We start from the raw sequence: 16,408 nt of genomic DNA on the forward strand, positions 1-16,408 counted from the left end.
TCATCCTAAAACACAGCTAAATATTAGGATAACATCCTAATTTGCAACTATCTAACGTAAAACAACGCAATGCATTCCCGCGCGGCACCCTTATCATACCCTCCCACGATGTGTGGAAGTATGGGTCTGATGATGAAGCGGATTGGCCTGATCGGCGGCATGAGCTGGGAAAGCACGGCCGTCTATTACCGGCGGCTCAACGAGCAGGTGCGCGAGGCGCTGGGCGGGCTGAGCTCGGCCGATATCGTGCTGCGCTCGGTGAATTTCAGCGACATCGTCGCGCTGCAGAAGGCCGGCGACTGGGACGCCGCTGCGCAGGCGCTCGGCCAGGTGGCGCGCGAGCTGGAGCAGGCGGGGGCGGAGATGGTGTTGATCTGCACCAACACGATGCATCTGCTCGCCGACCAGGTGCAGGCGAGCGTCGGCATTCCGCTGATCCATATCGCCGATGTCACCGGCGCGGCGGTGCGCGCCGCCGAGTGCCGCCGCCCGCTCCTGCTGGCGACGCAGTACACGATGGAAAAGGACTTCTACCGCCACCGCATGGAGGAGCGCTTCGGCCTCGACGTGCTGGTGCCCGAGGCCGAGGAGCGCCGGCAGGTGCATGAGGTCATCTTCTCGGAATTGTGCTGCGGCATCATTCGCCCGGACTCCAAGCAGCGCTATCTCGACATTGTCGAGAAGGGGCGCGCGGCCGGGGCGGACAGCGTCATCCTCGGCTGCACCGAGATCGGCCTTCTGGTGAGCGCGGACGACTTCGCGTTCCCCACCTTCGATTCCACCCTGATCCACGCCGATGCCGCCGTGCGGCTGTCGCTGGGGGAGGGCGGGGCCATGGCGCCTGCCGATCTGGCCCCACTCGTGCATTGACGCCCGGCCGCCGCGCGAGCTCCGGGTCGCGAAAGGTCCACCGACAACCGCCAGAGGATGCCATGAACCGATTTGACCTGACCCGCCGCTCGACGCTGAAGCTTCTGGGAGCCGGCGCCGGCCTCGTCGCCGCGCCCTACGTCATCCGCCCCGCCCGCGCCCAGAGCAAGGTCGTGAACATCACGACCTATGACAAGTTCGTGCCGCAGTCCTTCATCGACCAGTTCCAGAAGGACACCGGCATCGAGGTCCGCGTCCGCCTGACCGACGACCAGGGCAAGCAGTACAATCTGCTCACCGCCGAGGGCAGCGCGCCGACCACCGACATCGTCACCGTCACCGGTCACCGCCTGTCGCAGTTCCTGTCGTCCAAGCTGATCGTGCCGCTCGATGTCGGCCGCATCGGCAATTTCGGCAACCTCGCGAGCGCCTATAAGGGCGCCCCGCAGCTGACCATCGACGGTAAGGTCTATGGCGTGCCGCTGCTCGCCGGCTTCGAGGGCCTCGCGCGCAACACGCAGTACACCAAGCCGACCCAGACCTGGGGCTACATGTTCGAGAGCGAGTTCAAGGGGCTCACCTCCTACATCATCTCCGACTTCCTCTCGATCGTGATGAAGTATCAGGGCAATGACGGTGACTACGTCACCTATGAGGGCAAGCCGGAGATCGCCCAGGCGGCGACCGACAAGGCGCGCGACTTCCTGATCGCCAACAAGGACAAGGTCCGCAAGTACTACGACGCGGGCTCCGAGGTGCAGCAGATGTTCCTCAACGAGGACATCTATCTTGCCCAGACCTGGTCGGGCCCCGCCGCCAAGCTGATCATGGAAGGCCACCCGATCGCGCTGTCGATCCCGAAGGAGGGCACCTATGGCTTCCTCTACTCCTTCAACATCGTCAACAACGCGCCGAACGCGGACGCCGCCTACACCTTCCTGAACGCCATCCTCGCCTCGCCCGAGATCGGCGCGGCGATGACCCGCCAGTCGGGCTTCAATTCGGCCTTTGGCGGCGTCGACAAGCTGCTCACCGACCGCGAGCGCGCGGCTCTGGCCCTGCCGCAGGAAGAGGTCGAGCGCATCCAGTTCTTCAGCTCGGTCAACCGCAAGATGAAGAACGACATGATCGACAAGGCCACCGCCGAGATCAAGGCGGCCTGATCAGTCCCATTGGCCTGATCGTCCACCTCACTGCACTCACAAGACTGCACGCACGAGACAGGCCGGGTCGCCCTTTGGCGGGCGATCCGGCACACTGGAGCCGATGACGACGCCATGGTCGAGAGCAGCATGACGGATACACGAACCGACCGCCGCGAGGCCGGTCCGCGCTACCGCGGCTGGATCGGCCGGCTCATCCGCTCGCCGCTCTATGGCGCCACGCTCGGCGCGCTCGCGGCCAGCCCGCGGGCCCGGCTGATCCTGCTGATCGTCGTGCCGCTGGCCTGGATCGTCACCTTCAACATCGGCCCGATCTACCAGATGGGCCGCATCAGCCTGATGCAGACCTACCCGGCCCCGGAGAGCGGGGCGATCCTAACGCTCGACAATTACAGGCTTTTCTTCCGCGAGCCGCTCTATTTCATGCCGTTCATCCGCAGCCTGGTCTTCGCGGCGGTGGTGACGGCGGTGACGCTGCTCGTGGTCTACCCGGTCGCCTATTACGTGGCGAAGGTCATCCGCCCGCAGAACCGCAAGCGCGCGCTGCTGCTGCTGCTGGTGCCGTTCTGGGCGGGCGAGATTATCCGCACCTTCTCGGTCATCATGCTGCTCGCCAATCGCGGCGCGCTGAACTACGCGCTGCGCGAACTGGGGATGATCGACCGGCCCATCCCCATGCTCTACACCTATTTCTCGCTCAGCTTCGGCGTGGTCTACCTCATCGCCCTCTACATGCTGCTGCCGCTCTACTCGGCCATCGAAAAGATCCCCCCGCAACTCATTGACGCTGCTGCCGATCTCGGCGCCGGGCCGTTCGAGCGCTTCAAGAGGGTGATCCTGCCGCTGTCCAAGGACGGCATCGTCTCCGGCTGCAGTCTCGTCTATCTCATCTCCATCGGCGTCTTCACCGCGCCGCTGCTGCTGGGCGGCCCGAACACCGTCATCTTCCCCGAGATCATCGCCGCGCTGTTCCACGCCTCGAACGACAAATGGCCGGCGGGCTCGGCCTTCTCCATCCTGATGCTCATCGTCTCGCTCTCCACCGTCGGCCTGTTCATGAAGGTCGTTGGCGGGCGGTCGGTGCGGCTGTCCTGAGGGCGCGCACATGACCAGCTTCGCCAGCCGCTATTTCACCGACCTGCCGAAGACGGCGCTGTCGGCCTCCTACTGGATCTTCGTGATCTACCTGCTGCTGCCGCTCAGCCTGATGATGGCGATGAGCTTCAAGGAGGCGAGCTTCATCGCCTTCCCGATCCAGAACTGGACGCTCGACTGGTACGCCAAGGTGCTGCAGGATCAGCAGTTTCTCGGCGCGGTCGGCTACTCCATCTTCATCGCGCTGGCGACGACAGTGATCGCGCTCGTCATCGGCGTGTGGATCGCGCTGCTGGTCGCGGCGGACGGCATCTGGGGCCGGGCGATGATCTTCGCGCTGGCCTGCCTGCCGGCGGTGGTGCCGGGCCTCATCAACGCGATCTCGATGCGCATCTTCATCCGCGTGCTGGATATACCCACCGGCACCGGCGCCATCATCCTCGGCCACACCGTCCACGCGGTGCCCTTCGTGGTGGTGATGGTGCTCACCCGCCTGCGCTCCATGCCGCACAGCCTGACGGATGCGGCGCGCGATCTCGGGGCCGACAATTTCGTCGCCTTCCTGCGGGTGACGGTGCCCTATCTCGCCCCGGCGCTGGCCGGCAGCGCCATCTTCTGCGTGCTGAGCAGCATTGACGACTTCGTGCGCACCTTCTTCCTCGGCGGCTACCAGCCGACCCTGCCCATGCTGATCTTCGCCAAGGTGCAGGGCGGCATGTCGCCGGAAATCAACGCCATGGCGACGATCGTGCTGATCGTCACCGCCGCCGTCGGCCTCTACGCCGAACATTTCACCCGTCGTTCCAAGGCCTGACCGATGCAGCCTGTCGTCCAGTTCCGCAACGTCAACAAGCTCTATGGCGCGACGCCTGCGGTCGCCGATCTCGATTTGTCGATCGCGCCCGGCCAGTTCGTCACCCTGCTCGGCCCCTCCGGCTGCGGCAAGTCGACGACGCTGCGCATGCTCGGCGGCTTCGAGCTGCCGACCTCCGGCGAGATCCTGCTCGACGGGCGGGACATCACCCGCCTGCCGCCCAACAAGCGCAATGTGAACATCGTCTTCCAGGACTACGCGCTGTTCCCGCACCTCACCGTCGGGCGCAATGTCGCCTTCGGGCTGGAGCTGAAGGGGCTGTCTTCCGACGTCATTCACCGGCGCACCATGGAATTGCTGGCGCTGGTGCAGCTCGGCGATTTCGCCGACCGGATGCCCTCGCAGCTCTCGGGCGGCCAGCGCCAGCGCGTCGCGCTGATGCGTGCGCTCGCCCCGGACCCGGACGTGCTGCTGCTCGACGAGCCGCTGAGCGCGCTCGACGCCAAGCTGCGCGAGCAGATGCAGATCGAGCTGAAATCCATCCAGCAGCGCACCGGCAAGACCTTCCTGTTCGTGACGCACGACCAGGAAGAGGCGCTCACCATGTCGGACGTGGTGGTGGTGATGAATGGCGGGCGGATCGAGCAGATGGGCGACCCGCACACGCTCTACGCTTCGCCGCGCAGCCGCTTCGTGGCCAATTTCATCGGCCAGAGCAATCTGTTCGAGGCGCAGGTGATGGGCCTCGAGGGCGAGATGGCGGCGCTGTCCTGGAACGGCCAGACCGTGCGCGCCCGGCGCAACGGCACCAGCCCGGCCATCGGCGCGCGCGTCGCCTTCATCGTGCGGCCGGAATCGATCTACTGCCTCGGCCAGACGCCGGGCGATGCCTTCGCCGTGCCCGGCCGTGTGGTCCGCCGCATCTTCAAGGGCAGCCACACCACGGTGGAGATCGAGCTGGCGGGCCGCCAGAGCGTGACCGCCGAGCTCGACCCGGAGGCGCTGGCCCGACTTGCCGGCGACGAGGTGCTCGTCGGCTGGCGCTGGGAAAACGCGGTGCTGCTGGCGGACTGAACCCGGCCCGCCACCGACCTAACGCACACATGCCCGCGCGCCGGCCGCATGGGGCTTGAGACCGCTTGGAAAGGAACGACCATGACCAGTCAGGGGATCGAGGCGCTCGATGAGCTCAACCGCCGTGTGCGGCATGACCTCGCCTGCCTCAACTATCCGCCGGCCAACTGGTCGGTGCCGGTGCCCTCGCCGGATGGCCGCCCGGTCAGCGATGTCGTCATCATCGGCGGCGGCATGTGCGGGCTGGTGGCGTGGTTCGCGCTCACCCGAGCCGGGGTGCGCAATATCCGCATCATCGACAAGGCGCCGAAGGGCAAGGAAGGCCCATGGGTGACCTATGCCCGCATGGAGACGTTGCGCTCGCCGAAGATCCTGCTCGGCCCGGCGCTCGGCATGGCCTCGCTCACTTTCCGCATGTGGTTCACCGCCCGCTTCGGCGAGAGCGCGTGGGAGGAGCTGTTCCGCATCCCCCGGCCGATGTGGATGGACTATCTCAACTGGTATCGCGACGTGCTCGCCATTCCCGTCGAGAACGACATGCCGGTCTCGCGCATCCTGCCGCGCGAGGATGGGCTGATGGAGCTGGAGATCGCCGGCGGGGCTGGCATCCTGACCCGCAAGGTGGTGATGGCCACCGGCCGCGACGGGCTGGGCGAGCCGACGATCCCCTATTTCGTCGCCCCGATCGAACGGCACCGGCTCTGGGCCCATTCGGCCGATCCGGTGGATTTCGCCAGGCTCGCCGGCAAGCGCGTGGTGGTGATCGGCGTCGGCGCCTCGGCGGTGGACAATGCGGCGGAGGCGCTGGAGGCGGGAGCCGCCGAGGTGCGCCTGCTCGCCCGGCGCCCGACCATGCCGACCGTCAACAAGCTGATGGGCATCGGTTCCTATGGCGTCACTGCCGGCTTCCCGCGCATCGCGCCGGAATGGCGCTGGCGGATGATGGATTATTCCACCAAGCAGCAGACCCCGGCGCCGCACAATTCCACCCTGCGGGTGAGCCGCCACCCCAACGCCTTTTTCCATTTCGACTGCGGCATCGGCTCGGTGCGCGAGGAGAACGGCGAGGTGGTCATCACCACGGTGAAGGGACGCGAGTTCCGTACCGATTTCGTCATCCTCGGCACCGGCTTCTCCATCGATCCGGTGGCGCGCGAGGAGCTCGCCGACTACCGCGACGCCATCGCCTGCTGGGAGGACCGCTTCACCCCGCCGCCGGAGGAAGCCAATCGCGATCTCGGCCGCTTCCCGTGGCTGGCCGACGACTTCTCCTTCACCGAGAAGGTGCCGGGCACCGCGCCCTGGCTCGCCAACATCCACTGCTTCAATTACGGGGCGACGATGAGCCTCGGCAAGGTCTCGGGCGACATCCCCGCCATCAGCGAGGGCGCGCACTGGCTGGCGCAGGGCATCGCCGGCGCCCTGTTCATCCGCGACATCGACGCCCACTGGCAGGCGCTGCTCGCCTACGCCAAGCCCGAACTCGACGGCTCGGAATGGACCGATGCCGACGCTCCCGTCGATGCCTCCATCGGCGCGCCCGTCGCCCAGCAGAAGACCGCGTGAGGACCATGCGCAAGACCGTTTATTACTTCCACGCTCTGTCCTCGCCCTGGGCCTATCTCGGCTGGCCGCAGTTCAAGGCGCTGATCGAGAAGCATGATCTCGACGTGGTGGTGCGCCCGACCCGCATCGTGCCGGAAAATGGCGGCGTGCCGCTGCGCTCGCGCCCGCAGCCGCGGCAGGATTATCACGCGGTGGAGCTCGATCGCTGGCGCAAGCGGCTGAACATGCCGCTGGTTCTGAAGCCGGCTCACTACCCGACCAATAACGAGTTCTCCGCCCGCATGGTCATTGCCGCCGACCGGCTCGGCCTGCCGGCGCTGGAGCTGAGCCACGCCTTGCTGCGCGCGCTGTGGAGCGAGGAGAAGGACGTGACCGACCCGGCCGTACGCATCGCGGTGGCCAATGCCCTCGGCCTCGATGGCGAAAAGCTGCAGGCGATGGAGGACGAGCCCGCCATCATGCAGGCCTGGCTCGACAGCCATGAGGAAGCGACGCGGCGCGGCGTGTTCGGCACCCCGACCTGGATCTACAAGGACGTGCTCTATTGGGGCCAGGACCGCCTGAGCTTCCTCGATGAAGCGCTGTCGGAGGATTGAGCGATGAGTGACACCGCCCCCGCGACCGTGCCTGCCGCACCGCTGCCGGACGTCATCGACACCGTCCTCGGCCTCGATGCCTCGTCGCCGACGCTGGCGCTGCGGGAGGAGCGCGCCAAGCTCAAGCATCTGACTCAGACCAGCTACCTCGCCGCGTTGCGACCCGCCGAACCGCGCAACTTCTCCTATGCCCGCCGCGCCGCGCTCGCCGCGCGCATGGCGGCGGCGTGGAAGGCATTGGAGCTCAACGCCCATTACACCGCCGCGCTGGCGGCGGAGGGTGGCGATGCTGAGGATGTCCGCATCGCCGATCCCGCCTTCCGGCCGGAGGATGCGACCAGCCCGCTCGCCGTGCTGCTGCGCCATGTCGATCTGGTCACGCTGAGTCCGAAGGCGGCGACCCGCGCCCATGTCGAGGCGCTGAAGGCCGCCGGGCTCGATGATCGCGACATCGTTGCCCTCGCCGGCCTCATCGCCTTCGTGAATTATCAGGTGCTGCTCGTCGCCGGCCTGAAGATGCTGCGGGATCACTGACCATGAGCGCCCCCACCGACACGACCGACGCCCCGCGCGAGACCGTCCACGCCTTCACCACGCAGCCGCTGGACTGGCGCCCTTATGTCGGCATGGTCGACTATGACAGAGCAACGGACGCCCAGCGCGAGGCGCTGAGCATGACGCCCTCCAATAAGGGCATCTCGCCCTATGTGCTGGTGCTCGCCCATGAGCCGGAGGCGCTGCGCGAGCGCACGCCTTTGTTCAACGACATCATGTACAGCGAGGGCGGCCTGTCGCGCGGCGGGCGCGAGCTCGGCGCGCTCGGCGCCTCCGTGGTCAATCGCTGCGTCTATTGCGCCGCCGTCCATGCCGCCCGCTACATCCAGCTCGAGAAGAAGCCGGAGGTGGTGGAGGAGATCTATGCGAAGGAGACCAAGGCGGACCTGCCGGCCCCCGAGCAGGCGCTGTTCGACTTCGCGGTGGACCTGACCGCCAACCCCGGCGATGTCGGCGGCTACCATCTCTATCACCTGCGCAATAGCGGGCTGTCGGATCTGGAAATCCTCGACCTCATCCATTCCGTTGCCATTTTCGGCTGGGCCAACCGGCTGATGCACACGCTCGGCGAACCGCTGCGAAAGGCCTGAGTGGACCCGAACTCCCCTCCCGCCAGCCCTAATGTCCGGCCGTTCACGGTCGGCCATGGCGACGTGCTGCGCATCGCCGTGCCGATGATGGCGGCGTACCTCTCGACGCCGCTGGTCGGGCTCGTCGCCACCATGGTGGTCGGCCAGCTCGGCGAGGAGGCGTTGATCGGCGGCGTGGCGCTGGCCGCGGTGATCTTCGACGTCATCTTCGTCTCGTTTAATTTCCTGCGCGCCGCCACCGCCGGATTCACCGCCCAGTCGCTCGGCGCCGGCGACCGGGTGGCCGAGCAGCGCATGCTGCTGAGCGGGCTCTTGATCGCGCTTGCCGGCGGGCTGCTCATCCTCGCGGTCCATGCCCCGCTCGGCCGGCTGAGCCTCGCCGTGCTCGGGGCGGAGGGCGAGGTGGCGCAGGCGGCGAGCGTCTATTTCGGCTGGCGCATCTGGTCGGCGCCCTTCGCGCTGGTGAATTTCGTCATTTTCGGCTGGGTCATCGGCCTCGGGCGGTCGATCAGCGCCATGGTGCTGCAAACCCTGCTGAACGGGCTCAACCTCGCCTTGAGCCTGTGGTGGGTGCTCGGCCTCGGCTGGGGGCTGGCAGGCCTCGCCCTCGCCAGTCTGGCGGCGGAGGCGGCGACGACGCTGGCCGGGCTGGTGCTGATCGCCGTCCGTACCGACCGGCGGCTGTGGACCCTGCCGAGCCTGCCGGAGCTGAAGCGGCTGTTCTCGGTCAATTCCGACATGATGATCCGCTCCTTCGCGCTGCTTCTCGGGCTCTCCTTCTTCACCCGGCAGAGCGGCACGCTGGGCATCGACATCCTCGCCGCCAACACCATCCTGCTGCGCTTCTATTTCTTCGGCGTCGCCTTTCTCGATGGCGTCGCCACCGCCGCCGAGCAGCTCGCCGGGCGGGCGGTGGGCGCGCGCTACCGGCCGGCCTTCGACCGGGTGATCGCGCTCACCACGCTGTGGGGCTTCGTCTTCGCCGTGCTGGTGTCGCTCGGCTTCCTCGCATTGTCCGGCACGGTGATCGCGCTCGCCGCCCCCGGTCCCGAGGTGGCGCGCCTCGCTTATCTCTATCTGCCCTATGCGGTGGCGCTGCCGATCATCGGCGTCGTCGCCTTCCAGATGGACGGGGTCTATATCGGCGCCACCTGGTCGCGCGAGATGCGCAACCTCATGCTGGCCTCGCTGGTGCTCTATGTTGCCGCCTGCGCCGTGCTTCAGCCGCTCCTCGGCAATCACGGCCTGTGGATCGCGCTCGGCCTGTTCCAGTGCGCGCGCAGCGTGGCGTTCCGCTGGATGCTGCCGCGCCTCGCCACCCGCACCATGGGCCCGGCATCGGCCTGAGTGGCGTCCGCCGCCTCAGTCGATGAGCTCGATCTCCACCCGGTCGCGGCCATTCGACTTGGCGCGGAACAGGGCGAGGTCGGCGGCCTTGATGAGGTCTTCCGGGCTCACCCCGTCGATCGGCACCATGGCGGCGGCGCCGATGCTGATGGTGACATGGCCGTCCTGCGCGGGAATGTCGAGCGCGTGGATGCGGGCCATGATCTGATCGGCCACCTCCTGCGCCCTCGCGAGCTCGGTATTGAGCAGAACCACGACGAACTCCTCGCCGCCGAACCGCGCGGCGAGATCGCCCGAGCGCCCGACCCCCTCCTGGATGGCATCGGCGACCTTGCGCAGCACGTCGTCGCCGGCCAGATGGCCATGGCTGTCATTGTAGCGCTTGAAATTGTCGACATCGATCATCAGCAGGGCGATCGGGGCGTGGATGCGCAGCGCCCGGCGCCATTCGGCGAGCATGTACTCGTCGAAATAGCGGCGGTTGCCGAGCCCGGTCAGCCCGTCGATGCGGGTGAGGCGCTCCAGCTCCAGATTGGCCTGCATCAGCTGGCGCTGGCTCTCGCGCAGCGCGGTATAGGCCGCGTCGCGCTGAACATGATCGAGATAGGCGCGGGTGTGGTAGCGAATGCGGGCGATCAGCTCGATACGGTCCGGCAGCTTGACCAGATAGTCGTTCGCCCCGGCCTGGAAGGCGGCGCTCTTCACCGCCGGCTCGTCCTTGGCCGAGAGCACGATCACCGGCACGGCGTGGGTCGTCGGCGTGTCGCGGTAGCGACGCACGAGGTCGAGCCCGTCCATGCCGGGCATGACGAGATCCTGCAGGATGACGGTTGGCTTCACCTCCTCGGCGATGCGCAGCGCCTCCAGCGGGTCGGTGCAGTAGTGGAAATCGAGGTCCGGCTCGGTCGACAGCGCGCGGCGCACGGCCTCGCAGATCAGCACCTGGTCGTCCACCAGCAGCACCATGGACAGGTACTTCTCCGCCCCCGGCGGCAGATGAGCCCCGTGCGGATCAGGGTCCGTGTCACGTATCATGGAACAACCTCGTCTGACGGGCGGCCGATTGCCTCGGTGAGGCGATCGGCGATAAGAGCGAGCGGCAATATGTCAGCGGCCGCGCCCAGCGCTGCGGCGGCCTTGGGCATGCCATAGACGGCGGAGCTCGCCTGATCCTGGGCAATGGTGAGATGGCCCGCCTTGCGCAAAGTGAGCAGGCCCTGGGCGCCATCGCGCCCCATGCCGGTGAGCAGCACGCCCAGCAGCGGTCCTCGCCAGTGCCGGGCAGCGCTCTCGAAGAATACATCGACCGAGGGCCGGTAGGGATAGCTCACCGGCTCGGCAGTGTAGGCGAGATCACCGGCGGCAGTCAGCACCATATGGTCGGCGGTGGCGGCGATGAGCAGCGTGCCGGCTTCCGGCCGATCACCGCTCGCCGCCGGGCGTACCGGCAGGCGCGCCTGCTGGGCGAGCCAGCTCGCGAGCCCCGGCACGAATTTCGGGTCGACATGCTGCACCAGCACCAGCGCGGCGGGAAAGCCGGCGGGAAGCCGGGAGAGCACCGCGGCCACCGCCGCCGGTCCGCCCGCCGAGGCACCGATGGCGACGAGCGTGCGCGGGCCGCGTGTTTCCGGCGCCGCCGGGGCCGGGCGCGGCGTCCGTCCGTCGCCGACCAGCTTGCCGATGGTGGCGATCTTGGCGAGCAGCGTGGCGGCCGGCGCCACCGGGTCGTCGCCGCGCGCGGTCGGGATGTCGACGGCGTCGAGCGCGCCATGGCCCATCGCCTCATAGACGCCCGACACATTGGCATCGATGCTGGCGGTGACCAGCAGGATCGGGCAGGGCGTCGCTGCCATGATGCGGCGGGTCGCTTCCACGCCGTCCATGTGCGGCATGGTGATGTCCATCAGCACGAGATCGGGTAGGTCGCGCGCGCAGGCGGCCACCGCCTCGCGCCCGTCGGCGGCGATCCAGGCGACCTGATGCTCCGGCGCGGCGACGATGATCCGGCGCAGCAGCTCGGCGGCCATTGGCAGGTCATTGACGATCCCGATCCTCATGCCCCTGCTCCCGCTCATCCGACGGCTGGCCCGATGAGATCGGTCACCGCCTGGATCAGCGTCTCGTCATGGAAGCTGCCCTTGGTCAGATAATAGTCCGCGCCGGCGTCGAGACCACGGCGCCGGTCCTCCTCGCGGTCCTTGTAGGAGACGATCATCACCGGCAGGTTGCGCAGGCGCGGGTCGCGGCGCATCAGCGTCACCAGCTCGATCCCGTCCATGCGCGGCATGTCGACATCGGTCACCACGAGGTCGAAGCCCTCCGAGCGCACGACGTTCCAGCCATCCATGCCATCGACGGCCACCTCCACCTCATAGCCGTGATGCTCGAGCAGCTTGCGCTCCAGCTCGCGCACGGTGAGCGAATCGTCGACCACCAGCACGCGCTTGCGCCGCTGCGCGGGGCGCTGCCGCGCGGGCCGGCAATGCCGCGCAGGCTGCCTGCGGCGGCCAGCTTGTCGGCCGAGCGCAGCAGGTCGTCCATGTCGACGATCAGCACCGGCGCGCCGTCCTCCATCAGCGCGGCGGCAGCGATGTCCTTGATCTTGCCGAGGCGCGGGTCGAGCGGGCGCACAACCAGCTCGCGCTCGCCGCGAAAGGCGTCGACCACCAGCCCATAGGCGCCGGCGCCGTTGCCGATCACCACCACGGCGAGTTCGTTCCCGCCCGCCTCCGCGTCGCCCAGACCCAGCAGCTCATGGGCGGTGACCAAGCCGATGCGCTGCCCGTCCACGCCGATATGCGGGCGCCCCTCCAGAAGCTGCACCGCCTCGCGCGGCACCCGCAGCGTGCGGGTAAGCCCGGCCAGCGGCAGAGCGTAGGGCTCGCCGGCGATGTCGACCAGCAGGGTGCGGATGACCGAAAGGGTGAGCGGCAGTTCCAGCAGGAAAGTGGTGCCCGCACCCGGCTGCGTGGTCACGCGCACCTTGCCGCGCACCTGCCGCACCATGGTCTGCACCGCGTCCAGCCCGACGCCGCGCCCGGAGACGTCGCTCACCACCTCCTTCATCGAGAAGCCCGGCAGGAACAGGAAGTCCAGCAGTTCCCCCTCGCTCAGCCCCGCCGCCGCGTCGGCGCCGATCAGCCGGCGGGTGACCACGGCGTGGCGCAGGGCGGAGAGGTCGATGCCGTGGCCGTCATCGGCGATAAGGATCTGCAGCAGCCCGGCATGGTGGCGGGCTTCGAGGCGGATAATGCCTTCCTCCGGCTTGCCGGTGGCGCGGCGCTGCTCGGGTGTTTCCAGCCCATGGTCGATGGCGTTGCGCAGCAGATGGCCGAGCGGGGCGTCGAGCTGGTCGAGAATGTCGCGGTCGATCCCGGTCGAGCCGCCGATGATCTCCAGCCGCGCGCTCTTGCCGAGCGCATGGGCGAGGTCGCGCACGGTGCGGGCATAGGCCCGCACACCATCCTCGAAGGGCCGCATCCGGCTCGCCAGCGTCTCGTTATAGAGCCGGTTGGCGAGGTCGGTGCTGCGCCGGTCGAGCGCGTCGAGTTCGGCCAGCCGCGCTTCCAGCGCCTGCCGGCCATCCTCCAGCGCACCGCGCGCCAGCATCAGCGCCTGCGCGGTCGGGCCGTCCTCCGTGCCGGGCGGCAGGGTGGCGCGCACGCTGTCGAGCGCGCGGGCGAGGGCGGTGTGCTCGCGGCGCAGACGGGTGAGGCTGTCGGCGAAGGGTCGCAGCCGCCGCGCCTCGATCAGCGATTCGCCGGCGAGGCCGAGCAGGCGCGTCATGCTCGTGGCGGTGATGCGGATCATCCGCTCGCCGCTCTCGCTGACGGGCTCGGGCGGAGGTGGCGGGACCGGGCGCGCCGGTTCTGGCGCCGGCGCCTCCGGGGGAGAAAGGGCTGGCGCACCGTCATCCTGCGCGGTCGCCTGCGCCAGCGCGGCGAGGAAGCCGTCGATCTGGGCCGCCGCCGGGCCGTCCTCGGCGCCCTCCGTCGCCGGGTCGGCGACCAGCGCCAGCAGGTCCACGCCGCGCAGCAGCGCGTCGATAGGAGCACGGCTCAGCCGCAGCTTGCCGTGCTGGGCGGCGACGAGGCACTCCTCCATGGCGTGCGCCACCCGCACCGCCGGCATCAGTTCGACAATGCGCGCCGAGCCCTTGAGCGAATGCGCCGCCCGCATCGCCGCTTCCAGATGCGGCGCGGAGGTCGGCTCGCGCTCCAGCGTCAGCAGGGCCTGCGTCAGTGCCTGCGACTGCGTCTCCAGCTCGGCGCGGAACAGGTCGAGCATGGAGAACTGGCTGAGATCGGGCGTGCCGGAGGCGCTCATGCCAGCCCCCGCCCGAGCGCGTCGAGCAGCGCGGGGCCGTTGAGCCGCCCCACCGCGTGGCCCTGCCAGTCGATCAACGCATCGGTGAAGCGCGCGCCCGCCCGCTCGACGGTGGCGGGGAGCGGGCGCAGCTCGGCGTCCGTGCAGCGATGCAGGCCATGCACCTCGTCGGCCTCGAAGGCGACGCGGCGGCGTTCGGCATCGCCAATCACCACGAGCCGGGCAAAGCCGGTGGCGCGCCCGCCATCGTCTGCCTCCGCGGTGCCGAGGAGTTCGCCGAGCGCGACCTTCACCAGCAATTCGCCGCGCACATTGACGATACCGCGCACCAGCCGGTCGCGCCGGTGCGGCAGGCTGTGGCTGCGCCGGGGCTCGGTGATCTCGGTCACCAGCCCGGCCGGCAGGGCGAGCCATTCGCGGCCGAGGCGGAAGATCAGCACTTTCCGCGCGCTCGCCTGCGCCGCCTCGGTCTCGCGGCGCGGCGCGGCGATGTGGCGGGCCCATTCGGCGCGGTAGCCCGGCGGCAGCGGGCGGGCGAGCAGGCCGCCGGCGCCGACGCTTTCGCCCGTCCGGGGGGCGTCGGGCTTGATGTCATCCTCGGGCGCCGCCATCAGCCGTCACCGCCCGCGCCGAGCCGCTCCAGCCGCGCGCGCAGCCGGGCGGCGCCCGCCTCGTCGCCCTTGCGGCGCAGAAGCAAAGCGAGATGGGCAAGTGCCTCGCGGTGGTCCGGCGCAAGATACAGCGCCTTGCGGTACTGCTCGGCGGCGCCGGCGGCGTCGTCGCCGGCGTCGCAGGCAAGGCCGAGCAGATAGAACACGCCGGCCGAGGGGCCGAAAGCGGCGATGTGCCGGTGCGCGGCCGCCTTGGCCTCGGCCAGGCGCCCGGCATTGGCCGCGGCCTCGATCGCGGCAAGGCTGGCCGCCGCTTTGTCGCCGCCGGCGGACGGCGCCGCCGGGGCCGGCGAGACCGGCACGCGCGGCGCGGCGAGGCGGTGCGGTGCGGTGGCCGGCGCGCGCGCGGCCGGGCGGGCGACGGGGCGCCCCTCCGGCCTGGGTGACGGACGGCGCGCGGGGGCCGCCGGGCGCGGGGCAGGGCGCGGCGTCGGCGCCACGCGGGTGAAGGCAAAGGCCATCGGGCTGCGCAGCGAGGCATAGCCGTTGAGCAGCGGCAGGCCGGATTCCGCCGGCCCCACCAGCAGCAGCCCGTCCGGCGCCAGCCGCGCGCCGAGCCGCTCCAGCGCCCGGATCTGGTCGGCGCGGTCGAAATAGATCAGCAGGTTGCGGCAGAAGATGACGTCATAGGCCGTCTCGCCCAACAGCAGGCCGGGATCGAACAGATTGCCGGTGCGCAGCCGCACCGGCGCGCGCACGGCCGCGTGGGGACGGTAGCCCCCGTCCACCGCCTCGAAATAACGCTCGCGGAAGGCGAGGTCGCGGCCGCGAAACGAATTGCGCCCATAGATGGCGCGCCGCGCCTCGACGATGTTGCGGGTGGAGACGTCCACCGCGTCGATCACGAAGCCGTCGGCGGGGATGCCGGCATCGAGCAGCGCCATGGCCATGGAATAGGCTTCCTCGCCGGTCGAGCAGGGCAGGCTGAGCAGCCGCAGCGGGCCGGTATGCGTCGCCCGCCCGGCGACGTGCTGCGTCATCGCCGCAAAGGCGCGGGGATCGCGGAAGAACCAGGTCTCTGGCACGACGATGGCGTTGACCAGCTCCTGAAGCTCGGTCGGGTCGGCGGCGGCATGGCGGGCATAGGCGGTCTCGTCGGCAATGCCGGTGGCCGCGAGGCGCTGGCGCACGGCATAGGCGATCGTCTGCGCGCCGAGCGTTCCGGCATCGAGCCCGATCGTGTTGTGCAGCAGGCGCTCAATGGGGCCGTGCTCCGTCCTGTGGCTCGCCGCCGCGCTCATGGCCAAGCCCTCTTCATGGCCGCACCTCTCCGCTCGCCGGTTCTACCTGGCGGAACAGGATGGCGCGGATGTCATCGCTCAGCAAAGCCGGCGCCTTGACCCATTGCAGCAGCCCGTCCGCATCGGCGGCGACCGGGCCGAGATAGGCGGGCATGCCCGCCTCGACGCCCGTCGGCACGAAATCGGACGGCGCGCGCTTCACCGTGGCGATCACCTCCTCGGCGGCGAGCGCCAGAAGGGCGGCGCCCTCGCCCGCTTCCGGGTAGCGCAGCAGGATGATGCGCGAGCTCATCACCTCCGCCACCGGCTGGCCGGTGGCGAGGAGCGCGAGGTCGAGCAGCGGCACGGGCTGGCCGTGATAGCTGATAAGGCCGGCGATCCCCGACGGCGCGCCGGGCAGCGCCTTGGCGGCGACGAGCGGCAGCACCTCCTCGACCTGCCGCGCATCGAGCACGTAGCGGTCCTTGCCGATGCGGAATGTGAGGAACAGCACTGTCGCC

At 69.1% G+C, this 16,408-nt stretch carries 17 protein-coding genes; 10 read left to right on the forward strand and 7 right to left on the reverse strand.

Annotated features, from left to right (window positions below; translation table 11 throughout):
- Positions 1 to 132 precede the first annotated feature (132 nt).
- From OU996_RS05350 to OU996_RS05395, 10 genes are all read left to right on the forward strand, one after another.
- Positions 133 to 870: an aspartate/glutamate racemase family protein gene (locus OU996_RS05350; RefSeq protein ID WP_267585604.1), complete on the forward strand. Its 738-nt coding sequence runs from the start codon at positions 133 to 135 to the stop codon at positions 868 to 870.
- A 62-nt stretch (positions 871 to 932) separates the two neighbouring features.
- Entirely contained in the window at positions 933 to 2,033 is a 1,101-nt protein-coding gene (locus OU996_RS05355; RefSeq protein WP_267584608.1) for an extracellular solute-binding protein, read from the forward strand.
- Between the two features lie 129 nt (positions 2,034 to 2,162).
- Positions 2,163 to 3,128: an ABC transporter permease gene (locus OU996_RS05360; protein WP_267584609.1), complete on the forward strand. Its 966-nt coding sequence runs from the start codon at positions 2,163 to 2,165 to the stop codon at positions 3,126 to 3,128.
- Positions 3,129 to 3,138: 10 nt separating this feature from the next.
- Positions 3,139 to 3,942 (forward strand): ABC transporter permease, encoded by an 804-nt coding sequence (locus OU996_RS05365; protein WP_267584610.1) that lies wholly within the window; start codon positions 3,139 to 3,141, stop codon positions 3,940 to 3,942.
- A 3-nt stretch (positions 3,943 to 3,945) separates the two neighbouring features.
- Complete coding sequence (locus OU996_RS05370; RefSeq protein ID WP_267584611.1) at positions 3,946 to 5,016, forward strand: ABC transporter ATP-binding protein; 1,071 nt, start codon at positions 3,946 to 3,948, stop codon at positions 5,014 to 5,016.
- 81 nt (positions 5,017 to 5,097) lie between these two features.
- Positions 5,098 to 6,582 (forward strand): NAD(P)-binding domain-containing protein, encoded by a 1,485-nt coding sequence (locus OU996_RS05375; RefSeq protein ID WP_267584612.1) that lies wholly within the window; start codon positions 5,098 to 5,100, stop codon positions 6,580 to 6,582.
- 5 nt (positions 6,583 to 6,587) lie between these two features.
- On the forward strand, positions 6,588 to 7,178 hold the full coding sequence (locus tag OU996_RS05380) for a 2-hydroxychromene-2-carboxylate isomerase (RefSeq protein ID WP_267584613.1): 591 nt from the start codon (positions 6,588 to 6,590) through the stop codon (positions 7,176 to 7,178).
- 3 nt (positions 7,179 to 7,181) lie between these two features.
- Positions 7,182 to 7,712, forward strand: a complete 531-nt coding sequence (locus tag OU996_RS05385; protein WP_267584614.1) for a CMD domain-containing protein — start codon at positions 7,182 to 7,184, stop codon at positions 7,710 to 7,712.
- 2 nt (positions 7,713 to 7,714) lie between these two features.
- Positions 7,715 to 8,323: a peroxidase-related enzyme gene (locus tag OU996_RS05390; protein WP_267584615.1), complete on the forward strand. Its 609-nt coding sequence runs from the start codon at positions 7,715 to 7,717 to the stop codon at positions 8,321 to 8,323.
- A complete protein-coding gene (locus tag OU996_RS05395; RefSeq protein ID WP_267584616.1) occupies positions 8,324 to 9,670 on the forward strand; it encodes an MATE family efflux transporter in 1,347 nt (448 codons plus the stop codon).
- A 15-nt stretch (positions 9,671 to 9,685) separates the two neighbouring features.
- On the opposite strand, the gene OU996_RS05400 is transcribed toward OU996_RS05395, so the two are convergent.
- From OU996_RS05400 to OU996_RS05430, 7 genes are read right to left on the reverse strand one after another with little or no spacing between them, the layout of a single operon-like run.
- Positions 9,686 to 10,705, reverse strand: a complete 1,020-nt coding sequence (locus OU996_RS05400; RefSeq protein ID WP_324290736.1) for a diguanylate cyclase — start codon at positions 10,703 to 10,705, stop codon at positions 9,686 to 9,688.
- The gene (cheB, locus tag OU996_RS05405) at positions 10,702 to 11,727 is read right to left on the reverse strand and encodes a chemotaxis-specific protein-glutamate methyltransferase CheB (protein WP_267584617.1); all 1,026 of its coding nucleotides are present in this window, start codon (positions 11,725 to 11,727) and stop codon (positions 10,702 to 10,704) included. Before cheB ends, OU996_RS05400 begins: the two co-directional genes overlap by 4 nt.
- 14 nt (positions 11,728 to 11,741) lie before the next feature.
- Positions 11,742 to 12,083, reverse strand: coding sequence for a response regulator (locus OU996_RS05410; RefSeq protein WP_267585606.1), 342 nt, complete (start codon positions 12,081 to 12,083; stop codon positions 11,742 to 11,744).
- Positions 11,969 to 13,996 (reverse strand): chemotaxis protein CheA, encoded by a 2,028-nt coding sequence (locus OU996_RS05415; RefSeq protein WP_267584618.1) that lies wholly within the window; start codon positions 13,994 to 13,996, stop codon positions 11,969 to 11,971. The genes OU996_RS05410 and OU996_RS05415 overlap by 115 nt, the downstream gene beginning before the upstream one ends.
- Positions 13,993 to 14,607: a chemotaxis protein CheW gene (locus tag OU996_RS05420; RefSeq protein ID WP_267584619.1), complete on the reverse strand. Its 615-nt coding sequence runs from the start codon at positions 14,605 to 14,607 to the stop codon at positions 13,993 to 13,995. The genes OU996_RS05415 and OU996_RS05420 overlap by 4 nt, the downstream gene beginning before the upstream one ends.
- Positions 14,607 to 15,908, reverse strand: a complete 1,302-nt coding sequence (locus tag OU996_RS05425) for a CheR family methyltransferase (RefSeq protein ID WP_267584620.1) — start codon at positions 15,906 to 15,908, stop codon at positions 14,607 to 14,609. The genes OU996_RS05420 and OU996_RS05425 overlap by 1 nt, the downstream gene beginning before the upstream one ends.
- Before the next feature lie 13 nt (positions 15,909 to 15,921).
- Entirely contained in the window at positions 15,922 to 16,401 is a 480-nt protein-coding gene (locus OU996_RS05430; RefSeq protein ID WP_267584621.1) for a chemotaxis protein CheW, read from the reverse strand.
- Between the last annotated feature and the right edge of the window lie 7 nt (positions 16,402 to 16,408).

The organism is Ancylobacter sp. SL191 (assembly GCF_026625645.1).
Classification (GTDB): Bacteria; Pseudomonadota; Alphaproteobacteria; order Rhizobiales; family Xanthobacteraceae; genus Ancylobacter.

What these genes read in the sequence shown, in the direction of transcription:
- OU996_RS05415 (WP_267584618.1), bottom strand. Translation starts at nt 13,996, where the DNA reads ATGAGCGCCTCCGGCACGCCCGATCTCAGCCAGTTCTCCATGCTCGAC.
- OU996_RS05380 (WP_267584613.1), top strand. Translation starts at nt 6,588, where the DNA reads ATGCGCAAGACCGTTTATTACTTCCACGCTCTGTCCTCGCCCTGGGCC.
- OU996_RS05355 (WP_267584608.1), top strand. Translation starts at nt 933, where the DNA reads ATGAACCGATTTGACCTGACCCGCCGCTCGACGCTGAAGCTTCTGGGA.
- OU996_RS05390 (WP_267584615.1), top strand. Translation starts at nt 7,715, where the DNA reads ATGAGCGCCCCCACCGACACGACCGACGCCCCGCGCGAGACCGTCCAC.
- OU996_RS05360 (WP_267584609.1), top strand. Translation starts at nt 2,163, where the DNA reads ATGACGGATACACGAACCGACCGCCGCGAGGCCGGTCCGCGCTACCGC.
- OU996_RS05375 (WP_267584612.1), top strand. Translation starts at nt 5,098, where the DNA reads ATGACCAGTCAGGGGATCGAGGCGCTCGATGAGCTCAACCGCCGTGTG.
- OU996_RS05400 (WP_324290736.1), bottom strand. Translation starts at nt 10,705, where the DNA reads ATGATACGTGACACGGACCCTGATCCGCACGGGGCTCATCTGCCGCCG.
- OU996_RS05420 (WP_267584619.1), bottom strand. Translation starts at nt 14,607, where the DNA reads ATGGCGGCGCCCGAGGATGACATCAAGCCCGACGCCCCCCGGACGGGC.
- cheB (WP_267584617.1), bottom strand. Translation starts at nt 11,727, where the DNA reads ATGAGGATCGGGATCGTCAATGACCTGCCAATGGCCGCCGAGCTGCTG.
- OU996_RS05365 (WP_267584610.1), top strand. Translation starts at nt 3,139, where the DNA reads ATGACCAGCTTCGCCAGCCGCTATTTCACCGACCTGCCGAAGACGGCG.
- OU996_RS05370 (WP_267584611.1), top strand. Translation starts at nt 3,946, where the DNA reads ATGCAGCCTGTCGTCCAGTTCCGCAACGTCAACAAGCTCTATGGCGCG.
- OU996_RS05425 (WP_267584620.1), bottom strand. Translation starts at nt 15,908, where the DNA reads ATGAGCGCGGCGGCGAGCCACAGGACGGAGCACGGCCCCATTGAGCGC.
- OU996_RS05385 (WP_267584614.1), top strand. Translation starts at nt 7,182, where the DNA reads ATGAGTGACACCGCCCCCGCGACCGTGCCTGCCGCACCGCTGCCGGAC.
- OU996_RS05350 (WP_267585604.1), top strand. Translation starts at nt 133, where the DNA reads ATGAAGCGGATTGGCCTGATCGGCGGCATGAGCTGGGAAAGCACGGCC.